19 protein-coding genes and 1 tRNA gene are annotated in these 20942 nt (G+C 41.7%); 1 reads left to right on the top strand and 19 read right to left on the bottom strand.

The window, feature by feature from the left end:
- Positions 1–69: 69 nt before the first annotated feature.
- From glyQ to HMPREF2607_RS02505, 5 genes are all read right to left on the bottom strand, one after another.
- Entirely contained in the window at positions 70–987 is a 918-nt protein-coding gene (glyQ, locus tag HMPREF2607_RS02525; protein WP_002886077.1) for a glycine--tRNA ligase subunit alpha, read from the bottom strand.
- A gap of 454 nt (positions 988–1441) precedes the next feature.
- Entirely contained in the window at positions 1442–2686 is a 1245-nt protein-coding gene (locus tag HMPREF2607_RS02520; RefSeq protein ID WP_021147114.1) for a YkvI family membrane protein, read from the bottom strand.
- Positions 2687–2791: 105 nt separating this feature from the next.
- Positions 2792–3940 (bottom strand): N-acetylglucosamine-6-phosphate deacetylase, encoded by a 1149-nt coding sequence (gene nagA / locus HMPREF2607_RS02515; protein WP_070475674.1) that lies wholly within the window; start codon positions 3938–3940, stop codon positions 2792–2794.
- An 84-nt stretch (positions 3941–4024) separates the two neighbouring features.
- Positions 4025–5656 (bottom strand): Na/Pi cotransporter family protein, encoded by a 1632-nt coding sequence (locus HMPREF2607_RS02510; protein ID WP_002890237.1) that lies wholly within the window; start codon positions 5654–5656, stop codon positions 4025–4027.
- Between the two features lie 137 nt (positions 5657–5793).
- The gene (locus HMPREF2607_RS02505; protein ID WP_070475631.1) at positions 5794–6840 is read right to left on the bottom strand and encodes an SH3 domain-containing protein; all 1047 of its coding nucleotides are present in this window, start codon (positions 6838–6840) and stop codon (positions 5794–5796) included.
- A gap of 224 nt (positions 6841–7064) precedes the next feature.
- Between HMPREF2607_RS02505 and HMPREF2607_RS02500 the strand changes: the two genes are divergently transcribed.
- Complete coding sequence (locus tag HMPREF2607_RS02500; protein WP_070475669.1) at positions 7065–7574, top strand: YgjV family protein; 510 nt, start codon at positions 7065–7067, stop codon at positions 7572–7574.
- A 17-nt stretch (positions 7575–7591) separates the two neighbouring features.
- Here the strand turns inward: HMPREF2607_RS02500 and HMPREF2607_RS02495 are convergent, their stop codons facing one another.
- The 14 genes from HMPREF2607_RS02495 to ftsW form a co-directional block, all read right to left on the bottom strand.
- Positions 7592–8413, bottom strand: a complete 822-nt coding sequence (locus HMPREF2607_RS02495; RefSeq protein ID WP_070475628.1) for a Cof-type HAD-IIB family hydrolase — start codon at positions 8411–8413, stop codon at positions 7592–7594.
- A 17-nt stretch (positions 8414–8430) separates the two neighbouring features.
- On the bottom strand, positions 8431–9087 hold the full coding sequence (locus HMPREF2607_RS02490; RefSeq protein WP_070475625.1) for a glucosaminidase domain-containing protein: 657 nt from the start codon (positions 9085–9087) through the stop codon (positions 8431–8433).
- 90 nt (positions 9088–9177) lie between these two features.
- Entirely contained in the window at positions 9178–9519 is a 342-nt protein-coding gene (locus HMPREF2607_RS02485) for a P-II family nitrogen regulator (protein WP_002886165.1), read from the bottom strand.
- A 10-nt stretch (positions 9520–9529) separates the two neighbouring features.
- Positions 9530–10765, bottom strand: a complete 1236-nt coding sequence (locus HMPREF2607_RS02480; protein ID WP_070475622.1) for an ammonium transporter — start codon at positions 10763–10765, stop codon at positions 9530–9532.
- Positions 10766–10901: 136 nt separating this feature from the next.
- Positions 10902–11768: a 16S rRNA (cytidine(1402)-2'-O)-methyltransferase gene (gene rsmI, locus HMPREF2607_RS02475; RefSeq protein WP_021144575.1), complete on the bottom strand. Its 867-nt coding sequence runs from the start codon at positions 11766–11768 to the stop codon at positions 10902–10904.
- A 2-nt stretch (positions 11769–11770) separates the two neighbouring features.
- Entirely contained in the window at positions 11771–12091 is a 321-nt protein-coding gene (gene yabA, locus HMPREF2607_RS02470) for a DNA replication initiation control protein YabA (protein WP_002887582.1), read from the bottom strand.
- Positions 12078–12884, bottom strand: a complete 807-nt coding sequence (ricT, locus tag HMPREF2607_RS02465; protein ID WP_037599638.1) for a regulatory iron-sulfur-containing complex subunit RicT — start codon at positions 12882–12884, stop codon at positions 12078–12080. Before ricT ends, yabA begins: the two co-directional genes overlap by 14 nt.
- A complete protein-coding gene (locus HMPREF2607_RS02460) occupies positions 12881–13756 on the bottom strand; it encodes a DNA polymerase III subunit delta' (protein ID WP_060972514.1) in 876 nt (291 codons plus the stop codon). The genes ricT and HMPREF2607_RS02460 overlap by 4 nt, the downstream gene beginning before the upstream one ends.
- Before the next feature lie 8 nt (positions 13757–13764).
- Entirely contained in the window at positions 13765–14394 is a 630-nt protein-coding gene (tmk, locus tag HMPREF2607_RS02455) for a dTMP kinase (protein ID WP_070475619.1), read from the bottom strand.
- 123 nt (positions 14395–14517) lie between these two features.
- A tRNA-Thr gene (locus HMPREF2607_RS02450) sits at positions 14518–14590 on the bottom strand.
- A gap of 92 nt (positions 14591–14682) precedes the next feature.
- A complete protein-coding gene (tkt, locus tag HMPREF2607_RS02445; RefSeq protein WP_070475615.1) occupies positions 14683–16668 on the bottom strand; it encodes a transketolase in 1986 nt (661 codons plus the stop codon).
- A gap of 256 nt (positions 16669–16924) precedes the next feature.
- Positions 16925–17683 (bottom strand): triose-phosphate isomerase, encoded by a 759-nt coding sequence (tpiA, locus tag HMPREF2607_RS02440; RefSeq protein WP_002890214.1) that lies wholly within the window; start codon positions 17681–17683, stop codon positions 16925–16927.
- Positions 17684–17937: 254 nt separating this feature from the next.
- Positions 17938–19134: an elongation factor Tu gene (gene tuf / locus HMPREF2607_RS02435; RefSeq protein WP_002890213.1), complete on the bottom strand. Its 1197-nt coding sequence runs from the start codon at positions 19132–19134 to the stop codon at positions 17938–17940.
- A gap of 236 nt (positions 19135–19370) precedes the next feature.
- The gene (ftsW, locus tag HMPREF2607_RS02430) at positions 19371–20651 is read right to left on the bottom strand and encodes a cell division peptidoglycan polymerase FtsW (RefSeq protein WP_070475612.1); all 1281 of its coding nucleotides are present in this window, start codon (positions 20649–20651) and stop codon (positions 19371–19373) included.
- Positions 20652–20942: the final 291 nt, after the last annotated feature.

Below are 20942 nucleotides of genomic sequence, written 5' to 3'. Positions count from 1 at the left end.
TTCGACTTGCCTCTGGGTAGCCATGTGGGCTCACTTTGTTTGCCCATTTTCCATTCTTGTAACTCTTTTTTATTCTTCCTCTTCTGCTAGGAGTTTTGCGCGTGTGGCTTCGTCGAGAAGTGGGTAACCAAGTTTCTTACGTTCTGCGACGAAGGTTTTGGCTACGACACGGGCCAAGTTACGGATGCGGGCAATGTAGCCGGCACGTTCTGTAACAGAAACAGCACCACGAGCGTCAAGCAAGTTGAAGGTGTGTGAACATTTCAAAACGTAATCATAGGCAGGGTGAACAAGGCCCAATTCCAAAGCACGTCCTGCTTCTTTTTCAAATTTTTCGAAGTTTTCAAGAAGCATATCTTGGTCAGAAACTTCAAAGCTGTATTTTGAGTGTTCATATTCTGGTTGAAGGAAGATTTCTCCGTATTTAACGCCTGGAGCCCACTCGATGTCATAAACTGAGTCTACCTCTTGGATGTAAGAAGCCAAACGTTCCAATCCGTAAGTGACCTCAGAAGTTACCGGGCCAGTTGCCAATCCACCAACTTGTTGGAAGTAGGTGAACTGAGTGATTTCCATACCGTCGAGCCAAACTTCCCAACCAAGACCAGCTGAACCAGTTGATGGATTTTCCCAGTTATCTTCAACGAAACGAATATCGTGTTCCAAAGGATTGATACCCAATTTTTCCAATGACTCAAGGTAGAGTTCTTGGATGTTTGATGGTGATGGTTTCATAACAACTTGGAATTGGTGGTGTTGGTAAAGACGGTTTGGGTTTTCCCCGTAACGACCATCCGCTGGACGACGAGATGGCTCTACATAAGCCGCATTCCATGGCTCAGGACCAATGGCACGAAGGAAAGTGTAAGGACTCATGGTTCCCGCACCTTTTTCATTATCATAAGCCTGCATGAGCATACAACCCTGGTCATTCCAGTATTGTTGCAAAGTAAGGATAATTTCCTGGAAAGTCAATTTTTTGGACATGTTTTACTCCTTTTTCTATAATTTCTTGCGACACGAGTCTACCTCGTCGATCGTACGAGGCAAGACGAGTTAGTACTGCGTCTAGCTCAGGCACCCTAGTGCTGAGCGTGGGGCAGTCCGACTATAAGGAGGTATCTGCCACTGACGCAGTGAAAGGTTAATTTCTTAGGCATTGATACTCCTTAATTTAATATTAAATCCGTGACTTAGAATACAAAAAGAACCGTGTCTCTGCTCCTAAGTCAAACGACCTAGGGGCGTCAGAAACGCGGTTCCACCCTAATTTATTACTTCATTTTATCTGTTTGTCTTCAGCTATTTGCTGAGAGAAAGCGCCACTTGCCTACTTTGCTCTACTTGGCTTCCACTGTCCCAAGCTCGCTAGAAAAACGCCATAAGCCCTTCTTTCTTGTCAGTATTATAGCAGAAATAGAGAAACTTGTAAAATAAAATTCTAATCCTTCTTACTAATCCCCATTTCCTGACGAACATGTACATGGGAGTCTTCATGGAGAATATCATTATCAAGAATTGAGGCTTCTCGAAGTTCTTCAGCCTTTTTCTTGTCCCGATGGGTCAAGTCTTGATTGGGATCATAAGCCTTCTCAACGATAGACAAGAGATGATTTCGAATTTCCTTTTCCTTACGAATCTTAGCTTTTTTGCGGTAGCTAGCCACAACTAGCACTACCAACATCAGCATTCCCAAATAACCGATAATAGGATACATAACCGCTACCAGTTGACGGAAGCCTATGAAGGAAATAGCAAAACCAGCAAGAGCAAATGCAGCCACGAAGAACTTGAAGCGTTTCTCACTACCTGCTGAAAAGCGTTTACCAAGGGCATAGTAGAGACTAAAGACGGTATTAAAAATCAAGCCAAAAATTACTAAAGCGTAAAGCGTTGCAAAGATAGGATTCACTTCCTTAGCGATAGCCAACATAGGAACATCCGAGCTAGCAATTTCATCACTGTTAGCAAAGAGGATTAAGGTTGTGACAAAGAAAATCACACCAACCATAAATCCTCCCCAGGCTCCGCTCTTTTCAGCTTCATTGATTTTGAGAATAGAGCCACCCATGACAAAGGCCATGGCTATGGCTGACATGACACAAACGGCAAAATAATTAACCACAGACAGCCAAATACTTGGGAAGGGAGATTGAATGGTTTGCGACACCTTATCCATCTCAGCAAAATCCCAGTGACGCCCTAAAACATTGGTCACGAATATCATGGCAATCATAACCAAAATCATAGGGGTAAAAACTCCAATAACACCAATGATTTTTTTGAAATCTAGGAAACTCACAAAGATTGTCAGAGCTGTACACAGGAAGGCACCTACCCAAATCGGAAAGCCGAACTGTTGGTTTAGGTTAGCCCCTGCCCCCGCTGTCATAACAAAGCCAAACAGGAAACAAGTGATAATCAAAGCGATATCCAAAATACGGTAGATAACAGGGTGACTGATTTCTGCCAGGACTACTGAGTGATCGTCTGAGCGGTAATAACTTCCCAGAGCAATCATGAGTCGCCCAAAGCCAACATGCAAAACTCCTAGAACTATGACACCTATCAGTCCCCAGGCTCCAAAACTAACAAAATACTGTAAGAGGTCCTGTCCTGAAGATACCCCTGCACCAATCATTACACCGACATAGGCCAGGGCAATGCTCCAAATACGTTTTGACATATTCCCTCCTGTAAAATACAAAGTATTTCTATTTTACACTACACTAACACCTTTGTAAAAATCAATAAAAAACAGCACCTTCATAAGAAAGTGCTACTCATACTCTTATTTTTCCCAACCTTTTCGTCCATCAACAAAGGTTGCTTGTAATTCCAAGGAGTCATCTAATACAATAAAATCAGCTGGTAAACCTGCTTTTAGGCTTCCGCAAGTATTTTCAAGTCCAACCGATTTAGCTGGAACACTAGTTGCCATTTGTAAGGCTTGAGCAACTGTCACAAGTCCCCAATCAACCACATGTTTGACACCGTCTTTAAGTTGTAAGATAGATCCAGCTAGATTACCACCTTCTTTGAGGCGGGCGGTACCATTTTCAACAATAACAGGAAGTTCGCCTAACATATAGTCGCCGTCCGGACAGCCCCCCGCTGACATACAGTCTGTAATTAGGGCAACTCCTTGAGGTGTCTTTTGCTTGATAAGAACCTTACAAGCTGCAGGGACCACGTGATGACCATCTGCAATCAGTTCACCAATCGTTTCTGGACTATCGAAGGCTGCCCCAACCATACCTGGCTCACGGTGGGTAAAACCACGCATCCCGTTGTAGACGTGAACCCAAACGGACGCCCCAGCTTCCACTGCTGCCATGGCTTCTTCATATGTGGCATTGGAATGACCTAGAGCAATCGTTACGCCTTGCTTGGTTGCTTCTTGGATAAATTCAGCTACTCCCTCACGTTCAGGAGCAAGAGCCAATTTAATCAGTTTTCCTTGAGCTGCCTCCTGCCATTCCTTCAGTTGTTCCACACTTGGATTGCCCATGTATTTAGGATTTTGAGCTCCCTTGTAGGTTTCAGTGAAATAAGGTCCTTCAAAGAAGAGCCCTTGAATTTTAGCACCTGTCTCCTTACCAACCGTACTAGCTGTTGTTTGGCAAATAGCCTTCAACTCTTCAAATGGCGCTGTTAAAGCTGTCGGTAAGAAGGAGGTCACACCTGCTGAAAGCAAGGCTTGACTCATGCCTATAAGACTTTCCTCAGAATTATCCATGACATCATAACCCGCAAATCCATGAATGTGAGTATCTACAAGACCCGGAGAAATCTGATAATCACTGTAATCTAGCACCTCTGCACCTTCTGGTACATTTTCCGTCCAGTCACCAAAACGGCTATCCTCAACCGCTAGGTAGCCACCTTCCTTAATTTTATGTTCAAAATAAAAACGCTTGGCTGAAATATAATAGGTCATAGGACCACCTCTCATCATTTTTCTATGTTTTTAATACGCTTTCATTATAACAAAAAAGCCGAGAAATTTTCTCGACTTGCTCTATTAAATCACACCTTCTGTAACCTTTTCAACAAGGTTAATCGCATGGTCTGCGATACGTGTGTAATGTGAGAGGTAATCAACATAGTTGATACCTGCTTGCGCAGTACACTCACCATTGTTAAGACGTTTGGTATGTATTTTACGCAATTGTTTTTCAAGTTTTTCCAACTCTTCATGGCGAAGGATGACTTGACCTGCAAGTACCTTATCGTCATCTACAACAACACGAATACTATCAAGGGCGATACGGTGAGTACGGTTGTAAACATCCGCAAGCTCAGCCTTGGCAGTATCAGAAAATTCAATTCCCTTATTATGAATGTGTTGTGAAAGGTTTGCACTTGCAACTGCAAGGTCACCAATACGCTCCAAGTCACGAACAGAGTCAAGCACACTTGCCAACACTTCATTTTCAGAAACGCTTAGAGATTCGTTAGAGATGTCAATCAAATAAGTTGTCAACTCTTCGTCAATACTATTAACTGCTGTTTCATACTTCTCAACCTTATCGAAGTATTTTTCATCTCCCTTAGCAAAGAAAGCATAGGAAGCTTCCAAAGACTGGATGGCGTACGATGCCAAGTGCACCAATTCTTTCTTAGCATTACCAAGGGCGATAGCTGGTGCTTGTGTGATAAGCAAACGGTCCAAGTAGAGTGCTTCGTACTTGTTAATCTCATCTTCACCAGGAATAATCTTAGTCACAAGGTAAGCCAAGAGTCCGATGAATGGGAATTGAACAATAGTATTTGCGATGTTAAAAGTACCGTGAGCAAAGGCGATAGTCATCTCAGGTGTCAAACCAAGCACAGACTTAAACCATTGAATCAAGGCTGTGAATGGTACCAAGAGAATCAAACACAAGACCGTCCCGATGACGTTGAACAGTACGTGAGCCCCTGCCACACGTTTAGCTGCAATGTTTGAACCAAGAGCAGCTAGAACCGCTGTGATAGTCGTCCCGATATTATCCCCAAAGAGGATTGGAAGGGCACCTTGCAGATCAAGCAAACCACCTGAGTAGAGACTCTGAAGAATACCGATGGTCGCTGCTGACGACTGAATCAACATGGTCAAGCCAGCACCGATGATAACCCCCATGACTGGGCGATCACCCAAGGTTGCCAAGTAGTCCTTAAAGGCTGTAACTGACTTCAAAGGCTCAACCGCATCTCCCATAAGGTTAAGGGCAAAGAAAATTCCCCCTACACCAAACAAGATACGTCCTAGGTTATTGAGCTTCTTATTGCTTGTAAAGAAGAGAAGCGCAGCCCCCAGGAAAATCACTGGAAGGGCATAATCACCTAGCTTGAAACCAATCATGAAGGAAGTTACGGTTGTACCGATATTTGCCCCCATGACAATACCAATAGCCTGACGAAGACTTAAAAGCCCTGCCGAAACCAGACCGACGACAATAACGGTAACCCCTGAACTCGACTGAATCAAGGCCGTCATGACAATACCAATCAAAACCCCTAAAAACGGGTTGCTGGTATACTTATCGATGTAAAAACGCAACTTATCTCCGGCTGCTTGTTGAAGACCATCTCCCATGTACTTGATACTAAAGAGGAAAAGCCCCAAACCACCGAGGAAAGAAAACGCAATATCTTGCCAATTTACTGACACATTTTTGTCCTCATTATTTAAATTTTTTCGGTAAAACCGACCTTTCTATTGTATCGATTTATCAGAGAATAGACAAGACTTTTTCCACAAAATAATAGAAAGATCAGAAGAAAATCTGACCTTTCTAGATATCTCAATTAATCCACTTGAACATAACGGCGAACACCACTATAACTGATGTAAGAAATCCAACTATGACCATCTTGAGTAACCTTCATATCAAAGTTAATCTGATCACCTGCTTCTAAGTAAAATTCAACTGGAGCCGTATCACTAGGAGTATTCTTGACAGCCGTACGTTTGGTAAGCTTGTAGCTGCCAGATTCTGCAATACCACTATCAATTGGAAGTTGATTGTCAGTAACTGTCACGTCTTTAGGTAGCGTCATATTATCTGATTCTTTTAAGTAGACCTTTGTTCCTCCAGTACTGGTTACTTGAATGGTATCTTGTTCGTAGCTTGGACCAGAAATAGCTGCTTTTTTAGAGACAAAGCTAATATCTCCAACGATACCAGAGGTGTCCCCCCTATCTCTTGAGAGGGTGGCATCATACTTACCTGAGCCCTCTTGATAATTATCTTTCGGGTGCACATAATTGTGAACTGTCGCTTGGCCTTGTGCAGTTATATCTCCTACTAGGCTAGTATTGTTAAAGACCAGACGACTGCCATCACTAGACTTCCAAGTTCCGGCAATACTATCAAACCGACCACGCGCTACCGCACTCACATCCATATCCACAGTGGTCACTTGCGTATCCGTTTTAGCTTGAGCTTGACTGCTTGAAGTTTGACTATCACTTGAGCTCTTCGGAGCTTGAGATTGACTCGCTGAAGACTTAGGAGCCTGGGACTGGCTGCTTGAGGAAGCTGATGAACTCTTTGAAGATGACGACTGAGCCTGACTGCTACTCGAACTTGGGGCAGAAGCCTTTTGACTACTTTGCGCGCTTGAAGATTCCGTCTTTGAACCCGAAGATTCCTTGACCTTAGCACTAGACTTGCTAGTCTTACCGCTATCTTTACTAGATGATTTAGCCTTACTTGATGAGGTCACCTGGCTGCTCTTAGGCGTCTTATCTGCTGAACTGGATTCCTTATGGCTGGAACAGGCCGTCAGCAAAGCCATTGAGGAAAGGGTAACCATTGAAAGCACGATTGCTTGGGAAAATTTGTTTTTCATAATCATTTCCTCATTTCTAGTCTATCACATAAAGTAAAGATAGGACCTATGTCACAAGGAAACACAGGGTTCTCTCTACTTTTAAGGGAACAATCTTATCTACACTTTTATTATATCATTTTCTAATGTAAACGCTAACATATTAGCGCTGTAAATCCTAAAAAAGAGATGAAAATATCTTGAATCCTTGTGATATAATGGAGACAAAATTTGAAAGTTATACCATGACAATCTATCTTCTAGCACAAGTATTCTCAGCCATAGGTGCCCTATGTGTCGCCATATCCTCTTTTGCAAAATCAAAAAATAACATGCTCGTCTGGCAAATTACCGACTATATTTTTACTGCTATTGCCAACCTACTTCTAGGGGGCTATACGGGTGCTTTAACCATTAGTATTTCCATCATTCGTAATAGCTTGATGGTCAAAAAGAAGATGACCAAAACTATCTTGACCATCCTCATCATTATTCAAATCATCGTCGGAACCTATCTCAATCAACTGGGGATTATTGGTTATTTACCTATAATTTCCTCCGTCTCCTATAGCCTAGCGATTGCTACCACACCAAACCTTCAGTGGCTTCGCTGGGTCATTATTGAAAATATGTTACTCTGGCTCATTTACGATTTGACCATTCAGGCTTACCCAGCTGCCGTCACTGACGTCACTATCACACTTACTACTCTCATTGCCATTATCAGAAATCGAAAAACCTTTAGCAAACAATAAAGCTAAAGGTCTTTTTCTTATAGAGCCCAAGTACGAATGGCGTGTGCCACACCTGCCTCGTCATTTGTCAAAGTCACATACTTACACAAAGCCTTAATGTCGTCACTCGCATTACCCATGGCAACGCTTTGACCGACGAATTGAAGCATTTCAAGGTCATTAGCAGCATCACCTAGAGCCATGATTTGATCTGGGTTAATGTCAAGTTTTTCCGCCAAATGCTTAAGTCCACTGGCCTTAGTTGCCCCTTGCGGCATAATTTCAAAGATATAGTCTTGACTACGAACTGTGCTATAGCTCTGATCAAGTCGATCTTGCACAGTATTTTGGAAGGCGTCCAAAGGTTCAGAATCTGCCATATACATGGCTTGGAAAATCACTTGCCCTTCCGCAAAGATACCTTCCAAACTCCTAGCTTTCGCTTCTGTGAAGACAGTGCCAGCATCATATGCTACAAGCTCAGGTACCTCATCGCCCACAACATAGTAAGTCTTTTCTCCAGTCAAGGTTAGGGCCACCTCTGGGAAGTCTTCGCAAGCCTGCAAGAGTTCTTCCATTTCAGGGCGAGATAAACTTTCAGATTGCAGCAAGGTCCAATTTTTAGTTTCATAAGTAGAGCAACCATTGTTCATGATAATGTACTCTTCTTCACTAAGCCCCAATTTCTCAAAATGAGGAAGAATCCCCGAACGTGGGCGACCTGTACAAAGGACAATTTTGATACCTGCCGCAGCTGCTTCTTGAATAGCCTTAATATTCTCTTCAGGAATCTCTTTTTGGCTATTTAAGAGTGTCCCGTCCATATCAATTGCTATGAGTTTCACTTGGTTCTGATTCATTTTACTCTCCTTTAGCTCTAATAAGTGTCATAAATGGTTAACTGGTATTGTTCAATGATGCTGTTTAATTTTTCTCCATAAGTTGTATCCGTAGCGTAGACCCCTGTTAGGGCAGCTGTGGCATCCTTATAATTCTTAGTCTTGGAACGGTGTACCCCTACATAGTAGCTGCCCTCAAGGAAATCCACATAGTCCTGTAAAGAATTTTCCACAGAACCATAAGAACGAAAAGCTGCATCAATATAGTAAGGATTGCCCTTACCATCATCCTCCCAGGTTGGTAGGGTTACACTTTGACCATTGTAGTCCCCCTTAATCCCAAAGAAGTTATAGGACGGCTTCTGACTCAAAGTAGATTGTCCAGAGTCAGATTCCAAGATGGCCTGAGCAATCATGACAGATGCATAAAGATCGTTTCTAGCCGCCAAATAGCGGGACGTCTCGCCAATCTCTGCAATAAAAGCAACCGTCGTCTCATCCGTAGATGTCATGTTCTTTTCCATGGTCAACCTTGGAAAATTCAAACTAGCAAGGAGTCCCAACAAGGCAAATAGGCCAATAAAAATCAGACTCCACTTCTGGAAAAATTTAGGAAAGAGCAAGAAAGACTTCTTTTTCTTTTTAGTTTTCTTAGGTCTAGCTTTCGACTTGCTTTTCTTTTTTCCTTTTGCCAATTGGTCACCCCCTCAATCATACTAACTTCTCTAAGTATATCAAAATTCACTAAAAAAGACCCAAACCAACCGGTTTAAGCCTTCATTATATTAAATGGCGTCTCCACCACGTTCACCAGTACGAATACGGATAACATCATCAATAGGAACGATAAAAATCTTCCCATCACCAACTTCTCCTGTCGCTACGGCACTACGAATAGCATCAACAACTTCGTCAACTGCCATATCTTTGACTACAATTTCAACCTTAACCTTAGCTAATAAGGTAGGAACAATGCGCTGTCCACGAACAAACTCTGCAAAGCCACGTTGATTACCATAACCTAGGACTTGACTTACAGTCATTCCCTTGGCCAGACCACTACCAGTCAAGGCATTTTTCAAATCTTCTAATTTATCCGAACGAATAATCGCTTCTACTTTTTTCATCTGTATTCTCCTACGAATCTAAGCCCATAAAGGTTGGATAGGCTGTTTCCTTGTGTTCACAGTCATCAAGACCAATAGCTTCATCACGGTCACTAACACGTAAAGGCATATAATGAGCAATTACTTTAATAATACCATAGGTCACAAGAGCAGACCAAATAGCTGTAAAGATAATAGCCAAAAATGTCACAATAAACAGATTCGCCTTTCCATAGATCAAGCCAATATTAGTCTTATCTAGGGCTAAATCTGGTGTCGTAAAAATCGCAGTGGCAAAACCACCAAAGATACCTCCAACACCATGGCAACCAAAAGCATCCAAAGCATCATCATAGGCAAAACGTTTCTTCAAGACTGAAATAGCATAGAAACAAATCGGACTAACCATAAGACCAATTAGAATAGCACTCCAAATTGAAACAAAACCAGCTCCAGGTGTGATTGCAACTAGACCTGCTACCAAACCGGTTGAACCACCAACCAAGGATGGATGTCCTGTGACATGTTTTTCAATTGCCAACCATGAAAACATGGCTGCAGCAGCTGACACATGAGTGGTTACTAGAGCGTGAACTGCCAAACCATTAGCAGCCAAGGCCGATCCTGCATTAAAGCCAAACCAACCAAACCATAAGAGACCCGCTCCCAATAGGACAAATGGAACATTATGAGGACGGTGTTCAAAAATACCAAAATCACGCCGTTTTCCAACCACGATTGCCAAAACTAAGGCCGATACACCCGAAGTAATATGAACCACATCACCACCTGCAAAGTCAATCGTCCCCCATTTTGCAAGGAGCCCTTCATCCCAAACCATATGTGCAAATGGATAATAGACAAAAAGTAACCAAAAAATAACAAAAATGGCTAAAGGTGTAAAGCGCATCCGTCCTACCACTGAACCCGTCAATATCGCCACACAGATAATCGAAAACATCATCTGAAAAGCAGCAAACAGCATATCAGAAATGGTTAAACCACGGCTTGAGGCCGTTTCAGACACACCATTTAAAAAAAGGTGACTGAAATTACCAAAGAAATTCCCATGACCGCCAAAAGAAAGCGAGTAGCCAGCAACAATCCACAAGAGAGAAGCTATAGCTAAGGGAAGAACAGACATCATCATGGTATTGATAACATTCTTACGACGTCCAAGCCCACCATAGAAGAAGGCCAAGGCCGGTGTCATCAAACAAACCATGGCAGAACAAATCAATATAAAGGCACTGCTACCTGTATCCATGAAACCACTCCAATGCGTAAATTATTTTATGTCAGATAATATAACACAAAATCATGAGGCATACAAGTTTATTTACGGAATTTTTCGATAATTCTTTCTTTTCTAACATCTTGTGTTGCCACAAAAAAAGAGCCTCTTAAACCCCATGAAAAAGGTTATAAAGCTCTTGTCTATTCATTTTTCGCTCTTTAGCAACGGTTTTTATAGCCTGATTAGGTTTCATTCCAGAGGCAATTAAAGCTTCTACAGCCTCTACCGGGGTAACATTTGATGTTAGATTTTCTTCCTTATCATTTTCAGAAGCTCCAGCCACAATCAGTAAACATTCACCCTTGAGAGGATTACTAGCAATATAATCTAAAACTTCTGAAATAGATCCTCGTTGGTACTCTTCATAAAGCTTGGTCAATTCTCGAACTAAAGTTACTTGACGGTTGCCATAGACCTCATGCATATTTTCAAGAGTATCCGCCACACGGTAAGGTGACTCGTAAAAAATCTGTGTCTCAGGATAAGACAGTTTTTCCTTGAAGAAATCAATCTGCTGTCCTTTTTTACGGGGTAGGAAGCCATAAAAAATATGAGGTTGGGGTGCTAAACCACTGGCAATCAAGGCTGTAATACCAGCCGATGCTCCCGGTAAGGCCACCACTGGAATATCCTCAGCAATGGCAGCTTTGACCAAATCCTGCCCAGGATCCGAAATAGAAGGCATCCCCGCATCAGAAACCTGAGCCAAAGAAAGACCTGACTTCAAGCGCTCCAGTAAATCTGGAATTTTCTCATAAGCATTGTGCTCATGAAAAGAATACTGCTTCGTTTCAATCTCAAAATGCTTGAGCAAGAGACCCGTATTGCGCGTGTCCTCCGCACAAATAAGATCCACCTCTTTCAGGATTTGCACACTACGAAAAGTCATATCCTGCAAATTCCCAATAGGTGTGGGAACCAGATAGAGGGTACCGTAGCTAGATTGCCCCTTAAAACTCTTTTGAACCTGCATGTTTAGTCTCCGTACAACAATTCTGCACAGAAGCCACAAGCTTCATTATTATCACGACGTTGGCCATAAAAATCTGGACAAATATGGAATCCATCATCATAAATAGCCTCGAGGTTCACCTTACCATGAGACATTTTAGTCCCTGTCTCCTCTTGAACCACTTGACTCAAGTGCTCACGCAACTTGTCGTTTTCCAACTTGAGGGCCGTATTTTCATCAAGAATCCCTGAGAAGTTCGCCTTAATTGCTTCCACTTCTGCCAACATCGACATCAAATTTTGTGATAATTCCTCGAATTTATCATACAATTCACGCTTTTCCATTTAGCTGAACTTCCTCCACTCCATAAGTTAGGGGCGCACGCCCTTTTTCAAATACAACCTTAATGGTCCCTGCAATTACATCAATGGCAACGACCTGACCTGTGCCATCCTTGGTTTCAATGTCATCACCCAAGTCAGGATAACTAGCCTTGCTATCTCGGTAAAAGTCATCTTCATAACTGAGACAACACATAAGTCGACCACAGACCCCATTCATCTTACCAGAATTCAAAGATAAACTCTGATTTTTAGCCATCTTAATCGATACTGGTGGGAATTCACCCAAAAAACTAGAACAACAAAGTGCCCGGCCACAAGGTCCTAAGCCACCATAAATCTTTGATTCCTCACGACTTGAAATTTGGCGCAACTCAATACGTGTCTTAAAGTAAGAAGCCAGATCTTTGAGCAATTGACGAAAATCTACCCGTTTTTCAGCAACAAAACTGATTAGTACATAAGAGCAATTTAGCGGAAAGACAATATCAACGACCTTCATTTCTAGCTGATTTTGAGCAATTAAATCAGCTACTACTCCCATACTCTTTTCAGCCTTCAAAAGATTTTCATCATATCTAGCAAAATCTTTCTCTCCTGCCAATCCTTCAACCCGATTCAAATCCGCAGGCAAACTAACCTCAGGAAAATCAGTGTTTTCCATGACAACCTGGGCTAGGCGCTTATCTTTTTTCTCCAAAACGACTACAAAGTCATCTTTGGCATAATTTTTATCAGGAACAACATATTCTACTGCTCCAGTTTCCTCAAATTTTATTCCAATGACTTCTGTCATGATAATACCATATACTCCATCGCATTTTGAAAGCTGACATTAGCTAGCCACATTTTTCGTGCCTCATAAACTAAGTCTAACCATCGTCTTGCTTGTGGATTTTGTATATCCTTCCCCAATTGATAAGTTAAAAAAGCCCAGACCATCTCTTGTTCCGACTTTTCACTACACTGGACAGCCAGTTTTGCAACATCCAAATAAAGCAGGTCCTGATTAGATAGCAGGGACTGTGTGAAACGCTCTACTGTATTAATCAGATCAAGAATCCTATTATCTTTAGCTAAATCTAAAGCCTGAACATCATCTTTCGCAAAGTCCGCCAACACTTTGGCTTGTGTCAGCAACAAACCTTCCTTCTGCAACAATTCTTCCAGATAAGCCCGATTCTTAGGAAAATAAAAGAGTTGAGCTCGACTTTTAATCGTCGGTAACATCCGACTATCATCAGCTGTCAAAAGAAAAATATAAATCTGACTTTGAGGTTCTTCAATAAACTTTAATAGACTATTGGCAGCATTGACATGCATCTTATCTGCATCACGAATGATAAACACCTGAGCCTGCCCCTCAAAACTCGATTGACTAAACTCTCTGGTCAACTGACGAATCGTGTCCGTCTTAATAATCTGTCCTTGTGGCTCTACTAATTTAACATCAGAAAAGTCCCCCTGTGCAATCAAGCGACAAGGACGACAATGACCACAAGGTAGACCATTCTCAGGAGTCACACAAAATCGACTCTGTGCTAGCCAAATAGCCATGTCGAGACTTCCAAAATCACCCGAAAACAAATAAGCATGACTCAAACGATTTTCCCTGATAATTTGTGAAAACTCTTCAAATAGTTTGCTTTGACTTTCAGCTAACTTCATCTTGCTCCTTATAAATAGCCTTTAATTACTTTCCAAGCGTCCTCTACAACATCTTCAAAAGCCTGTGAGGCATCGATTAGCTTGATACGTTCTGGTTCAGCCTGTGCCAAATCTAAATAACCTTGACGTACACGCTGATGCAAGTCAAGCTTCTCTAAATCCAACCGATTGACTTCACGTTCACCGCTGGCTGCAATGCGGGCCAAACCAGTCTCAGAATCCACATCAAACAATAGGGTCACATCAGGTTTATAACCATCAGTCGCATAGGCATTTAACCAGGCAATCTCATCCTGATTCAAGCCACGGCCAGTACCTTGATAAGCAACTGATGAATCAATAAAACGATCCATGATGACCATATTGCCTTTTTCAAGCTCTGGCAAAACCTTCTCAACCAGATGTTGACGGCGAGCCGCAATATAGAGCAAGAGCTCTGTCTTAGCATCCATAGCCGTATTATCTACATCCAGAATAACCTCACGGATTTGCTCTGCAATAGCTACTCCGCCTGGTTCACGTGTCGTCACGACTTTAGCTGGATAGGCTTCTCTAAGACGTGGCAAAAGCACCTCCAAAACTGTAGTCTTTCCAGCACCGTCTGGCCCTTCAATTGAGATTAATAACCCTTTTGACATGATACTTCCTTCTGATTTTTTTCATCTTCTATTTTATCAAATTTTAGCTTAAATGAACAATCTAGGACAAAAGAAAACAGAGGTTTCTAAAAACCCCTTTTTCTATCTGAATACTTCTGACCATGCCGATTGCAGGTTTCGAACCTGTGACCTACGCGTTACGAGTGCGTTGCTCTACCAACTGAGCTAAATCGGCTGACACAGTCATTCTAGCACTATGTCCTAAAAAGTCAAGTTCTGTATGAAATTTACAAAAAAGAACTTGGACGAACCAAGCTCTTTCTTTTCTTACAATGATTTGTAAAGTTGACTTGCATTTTCAACAGTGAAACCATATTCTTTAAAGATACGGTCACCAGGTGCTGAGGCACCCCACGTATCAATAGTAAGTGTCTTACCTGCAAGACCAACGTATTTGCCCCAACCAAAGCTAGTTCCAGCTTCGATAGCCAAACGTTTTGTCACAGCTGTTGGAAGGACTTCTTCTTTATATGCAGCTTCTTGTTCATCAAAGAGGTTTTGTGATGGCATTGAAACAACACGAACATGCACACCTTCAGCTTCAAGAGCAGCCTGCGTATCAAGAGCCAATTTTACTTCAGAACCAGTTGCAATGATGATACCATCAAGATCACCTTTTGCTTCTGAGATGATGTAAGCTCCTTTATTGACACCAGTTTCAGCATTTTCAGCAGTACCATCAAGGACTGGCAAGTTTTGACGTGTCAAGACTAGCATTGTTGGACGTTCAGTCTCAGCCAAGGCACGTTTCCATGCAGCATTAGTTTCATTACCATCTGCAGGACGGATAACGTTAAGGTTAGGCATTGAACGCACACTTGCCAATTGTTCGATTGGTTCGTGAGTAGGTCCATCTTCACCAACTGCTACTGAGTCGTGTGTCATAACATAAGTTACTGGCAAGTTTTGAAGAGCTGCCATACGTACTGCTGGAAGCAAGTAGTTTGAGAAGACGAAGAAGGTACCACCATAAACACGAGTACCACCATGAAGAGCAATACCATTCATCGCTGCAGCCATAGCAAACTCACGCACACCAAACCAAATATTACGTCCAGCATAGTTGTCTGCTTGGAAATCAGACTCAGCCTTAACCATAGTATTGTTAGAAGCTGAAAGGTCTGCTGAACCTCCCCAGAATGAAGGAACTTGTTCAGAAATCTGTTGGATAGCTTGTTGACTTGATACACGGCTAGCTACTGCTGAACCCAATTCATGAGCATTCAAGTTAACGTGTACAGGTTCATTTGCAAAGGCAGCCTTGTATTCAGCAGCCAATTCTGGGTAAGCAGTTTCATATTCTGCAAATGTAGTTTGCCAAGCATTTTCAGCAGCTTCACCACGGAATTTAATACCAGCTTCAAAACGACGAGTAACTTCATCTGGAACTGTAAATGCCGGTGCATCATAACCGTAAACACCTTTTGCGTGATCAATGCCATCTTGACCGATTGGAGCACCGTGGACAGCTGATGTTCCTTGTCCTTCAGCTCCATAACCGATAATAGTTTTTACTTCGATGATAGATGGTTTATCTATCTCTGCTTTAGCTTCTTCAATAGCTTTAGCAATAGCTTCCAAATCATTACCATCTTTGACAAGAATGTGTTGCCAACCATAAGCTTCAAACTTAGCCTTAACATCTTCTGTGAAAGCCATTGAAGTTGGTCCATCAAGTGAGATATCATTTGAATCGTAAAGAAGTACCAACTTACCAAGTTTAAGGTGACCAGCAAGACTGGCAGCTTCTTGCGAAACACCTTCCATCAAACAACCATCGCCATGGAGAGCATAAGTATAATGGTCAACAATATCAAAACCAGGTTTGTTAAATTTAGCTGCCAAGTGTGCTTCAGCCATTGCCATACCTACAGCATTAGCAATCCCTTGACCAAGAGGACCTGATGTTGCTTCAACACCATCAGTATGGTTAACTTCAGGGTGACCTGGAGTCTTAGAGCCCCATTGACGGAAATTCTTCAAGTCGTCCATTGTCACATCATAGCCAGAAAGGTGCAATAGACTATAAAGCAAGGCAGAACCATGACCAGCAGAAAGAACAAAACGGTCACGGTTTGTCCAGTTACGGCTAGTCTTTGGATTGACATTCATCACATGGTTCCAAAGCACATAAGCCATTGGCGCTGCACCCATAGGAAGACCTGGGTGCCCAGAATTCGCGGCTTGAATTGCCTCGATCGAAAGCGAACGAATAGTGCTGACCGCCATTTGGTCAATTGCATCAAAAGTCATGATTCTAACTCTCCTTTTTTGGAAAAAAATGCGAAGCATACAGACTATTAGCGTCTGAGCTCTAGTTATACTATTTTAATTATAGCATATTATCTATCTCTTTGGGCAATCCAATTCTATTTGTGAGCCCCTAAACCTATAAAATACAGGACCTAAAGCGTTCGTTTTTACAAACCAATAGCATTTATCTTATCCCAAGCAATTATTAAATCTATTCATCAAAAAAAGCCGAGGGAAACCCCGACTTTATGTAAAATTATTTAACGAAGTCAAGCAATGCCAAGAAGCTTTCAGCTTCAAGTGATGCACCACCTACAAGAGCTCCGTCAACGTCTGGACAAGCCATGTATTCAGCAACGTTTTCAGGTTTAACTGATCCACCGTATTGAACACGTACTTTGTCAGCAACTTCTTGACCAAAGTCAGCAGCTACAACGTCACGAACAACTTTACACATTTTTTGTGCGTCGTCTTGTGAAGCTGATTTACCAGTACCGATAGCCCAGATTGGTTCGTATGCGATTACTGTTGAAGCTACTTGTTCTGCAGTCAATCCAGCAAGAGCAGCTGAAACTTGAGCTCCTACGAATTCTGCTGCTTTACCAGCTTCGTAAGTTTCAAGTGATTCACCACAACAGATGATTGGAAGCATACCGTTAGCAAAGATTGCTTTTGCTTTTTTGTTGATGTCTTCATCAGTTTCGTGGAAGTAGTCACGACGTTCTGAGTGACCGATAACAACGTAGTCAGTACCGATTTCTTTCAAAACTTGTGGGCTAGTTTCACCAGTGAAGGCACCAGCATTTTCAAAGTAAGTGTTTTGTGCAGCAACTTTAAGGTTTGAACCTTTAGCAGCGGCAAGTACAGCTGTCAAGTCAACTGCAGGAGCTGCGATACCAGCTTCAACAAGATCTGATGAAGGAAGTTTTGATGCTACAGCTTCAACGAATGCTTTTGCTTCTTCTGGATTTTTGTTCATTTTCCAGTTACCAGCGATAAATGGTTTACGTGACATTTCACATACCTCTTCTTTTATTTATTTACTCGTTTATTTTATCACAAATCCCTTACTATTACTAGGATTTTAGGAAAATTCCGAAAACTCGACTTCCTTTATGACTTTTTATCACTATCAAAACTTAGCTTAAGCACCTTAAACAGTTTAAAAGTATAGAATCATAAGTATTTTTAAACACCAAAAAGAGCCGAGTAAACTCGACTCTCTCAATTATTGTCTGACGAATAATTGTATTGGGAACTTAATATTAATTAAGCTTCGATTTCAGATACGATACCTGAACCAACAGTACGTCCACCTTCACGGATAGAGAATGTTGTACCTTGTTCAACGGCGATTGGGTGGATCAACTCAACGTCGATAGTCACGTTATCACCAGGCATAACCATTTCAGTACCTGCAGGAAGTTCGATTGAACCTGTTACGTCAGTTGTACGGAAGTAGAACTGTGGACGGTAGTTGTTGAAGAATGGAGTGTGACGTCCACCTTCTTCTTTAGAAAGGATGTAAACTTCACCTTTGAATTTAGTGTGTGGGTTGATTGAACCAGGTGCAGCCAATACTTGACCACGTTCGATTTCATCACGTTGGATACCACGAAGAAGGACACCGACGTTATCTCCGGCAATACCTTCGTCAAGTTGTTTACGGAACATTTCAACACCAGTAACAACTGCTTTTTGGATTTCTTCTTTAAGACCAACGATTTCAACTTCGTCATTGACACGAACAACACCACGGTCGATACGTCCTGAAGCAACAGTACCACGACCAGTGATTGAGAATACGTCTTCGACTGGAAGCAACAATGGTTTGTCAGTGTCACGTTCTGGTTCTGGAATGTATTCGTCAACAGTGTTCATCAAGTCCATGATGATGTCTTCGTATTTAGAATCACCTTCAAGAGCTTTAAGAGCTGAACCTTGGATAACTGGAATGTCATCACCTGGGAAATCGTATTCTGAAAGAAGGTCACGGATTTCCATTTCAACCAATTCAAGCAATTCTTCATCGTCAACCAAGTCAACTTTGTTCATGAAGACGATAAGGTGTTTAACACCAACCTGACGTGAAAGAAGGATGTGCTCACGAGTTTGTGGCATTGGTCCGTCAGTAGATGCTACTACAAGGATAGCACCGTCCATTTGAGCGGCACCAGTGATCATGTTTTTAACGTAGTCCGCGTGTCCTGGCGCGTCGATGTGAGCGTAGTGACGTTTTTCAGTTTCATACTCAACGTGTGCAGTGTTGATTGTGATACCGCGTTCACGTTCTTCTGGAGCAGCGTCGATTGAAGCGTAGTCTTTTGGTGTGTTAACTGCGCTAGGAAGACGACGAGCCAATACAGTTGTGATTGCAGCTGTCAAAGTAGTTTTACCGTGGTCAACGTGTCCGATTGTACCAATGTTAACGTGTGGTTTACTACGATCGTATTTTTCTTTTGCCATTTAGGAAAAGCCTCCAATAAAATATATTTTATAGATAGACAGTAGGCAATACAGTCTAACTTTACTCTACTATTCTATCAAAATGTCATAGAATTGCAAGTATTTTATATAGTTTTCAGTTTTTCTTTAGAGTAATTACAAATATTCCTTTCAATAATTCTATTTCTACTGCTCCTATTAGCTTTCACTATCTTCATACTACCGCCTAACACCATCTAACGAAAAAAGAAGCCGTATTAACGACTTCTTCTTAAAGGTACGATTTTTTCATCTTGATTTTCCAATTCTTGAGTCTGAGATAACTCATCCTCAATCGCTTGAACAATATTATCACGCTTTTCGTTAGCAGCGATGTTCAAGACAAAGGCTATCCCAACTGAAGTCACTAAAAGAGAGTTACCTCCTTGCGAAAGGAAGGGGAAGGTAACCCCTGTTGATGGAATTAGCCCTGAGATTCCTCCGATGTTAACGAAGACCTGCATTAGCATTAAGGCACCTACACCCAATGCCATCATAGAGTTAAAAGGATTTCGTGCCTTGACTCCCACAATCATAATACGAAGAATGAGGAAAAAGAGGAGGGCCAGAATCAAGCCAGCTCCGATAAGACCTAACTCTTCAATTGCAATTGAAAACACAAAGTCTGTTGTAGCTTCTGGGAGATAACCAGTTTTTTCAATCGAATTTCCAAGTCCAAGACCGAACCAGCCCCCATTACTCATAGCATAGTATGAATGAGATAGCTGAAGACCAGATCCTGTCAAATCCTTGAACGGATTAAAATATGCTGCGAAACGCTTGGCAACATAACCGAAGATAGGTACCTTAGCCATGGTTTGAACCCCAACTAAGGCAATTAAACCAAGGAAGGCTGACGAAATCCCTACAATGCCTGCAAATAAGGCCGTGAACCAACGGTAGCCAACACCAGAAATTGAAAACATCACTACTGTAGTCAACACAATGATAGCCGCATTCCCCAAGTCAGGTTGGATAGCAACCAAACCGATCATACCAAGCAAATAGACACGCCAGTCATTAAGTTCCTTACCATTCCTAGGAATCCATCTATTCTTCGTCAAGGCTTGGTAGTCATAACGTTCTATAGCAGACTGTTTTTTTGAAAAAGTGTGTGCCAAAAACCAGACAACAATGATCTTAAGGTACTCAGCTGGTTGGAAAGACAAGGGACCAAGCACAATCCAACCATTGGCACCATTGATTTCCCTGGTGAAAAATTTGGCAATGACCAAAAGTAAAATCTCAAAGGCAATAACAACACCCAAAAGCTTATCTTTCCTGAGAAAGTTCAACTTCAGTCGGTAGATGAAAAAAATAGAGAACAAGGATACCAACCAAAAGGCTCCTTGGTTTATAACAGATGCGAAGGGATTGGCTCCCAAGGCTACTAAACGAGCACTTGTTGTTGAATACACTACTATTAAACCAACTATGGATAAGATTAAATAAGGTATCAAGATGGTGTAATCTAAAAGATGCTTCTTTTCAATTTTCATATCTTTAAAAAACTCATACTTTCTATTACGTTACTCTACATTTTCTCTTAAAATATAAAGCTAACAGCTTATATTATAACACTTTGATACCTTAAACTAAAGTAAAAGCTAAATTAACCGTTTTCAGGACTGGAAATCTGATTTTTTATCTTACCTTCAGATAGGTTTTACAATGAGCTTTCTTTGATAACTTTGCTACTTCTCATGTTTTCTTTTACGACAAATAAAAAACGGGACCAAAGTCTCGTTTTTTGGGATCTATAATTTCTGTAGTGGGTAAAACTACTGTAG

Origin of the sequence: Streptococcus sp. HMSC078H03, assembly GCF_001808655.1 — a bacterium.
GTDB lineage: Bacteria > Bacillota > Bacilli > Lactobacillales > Streptococcaceae > Streptococcus > Streptococcus salivarius_G.
Note: the sequence above shows the minus strand (reverse complement) of the source record. Positions and strands in the feature narration are given on the sequence as shown.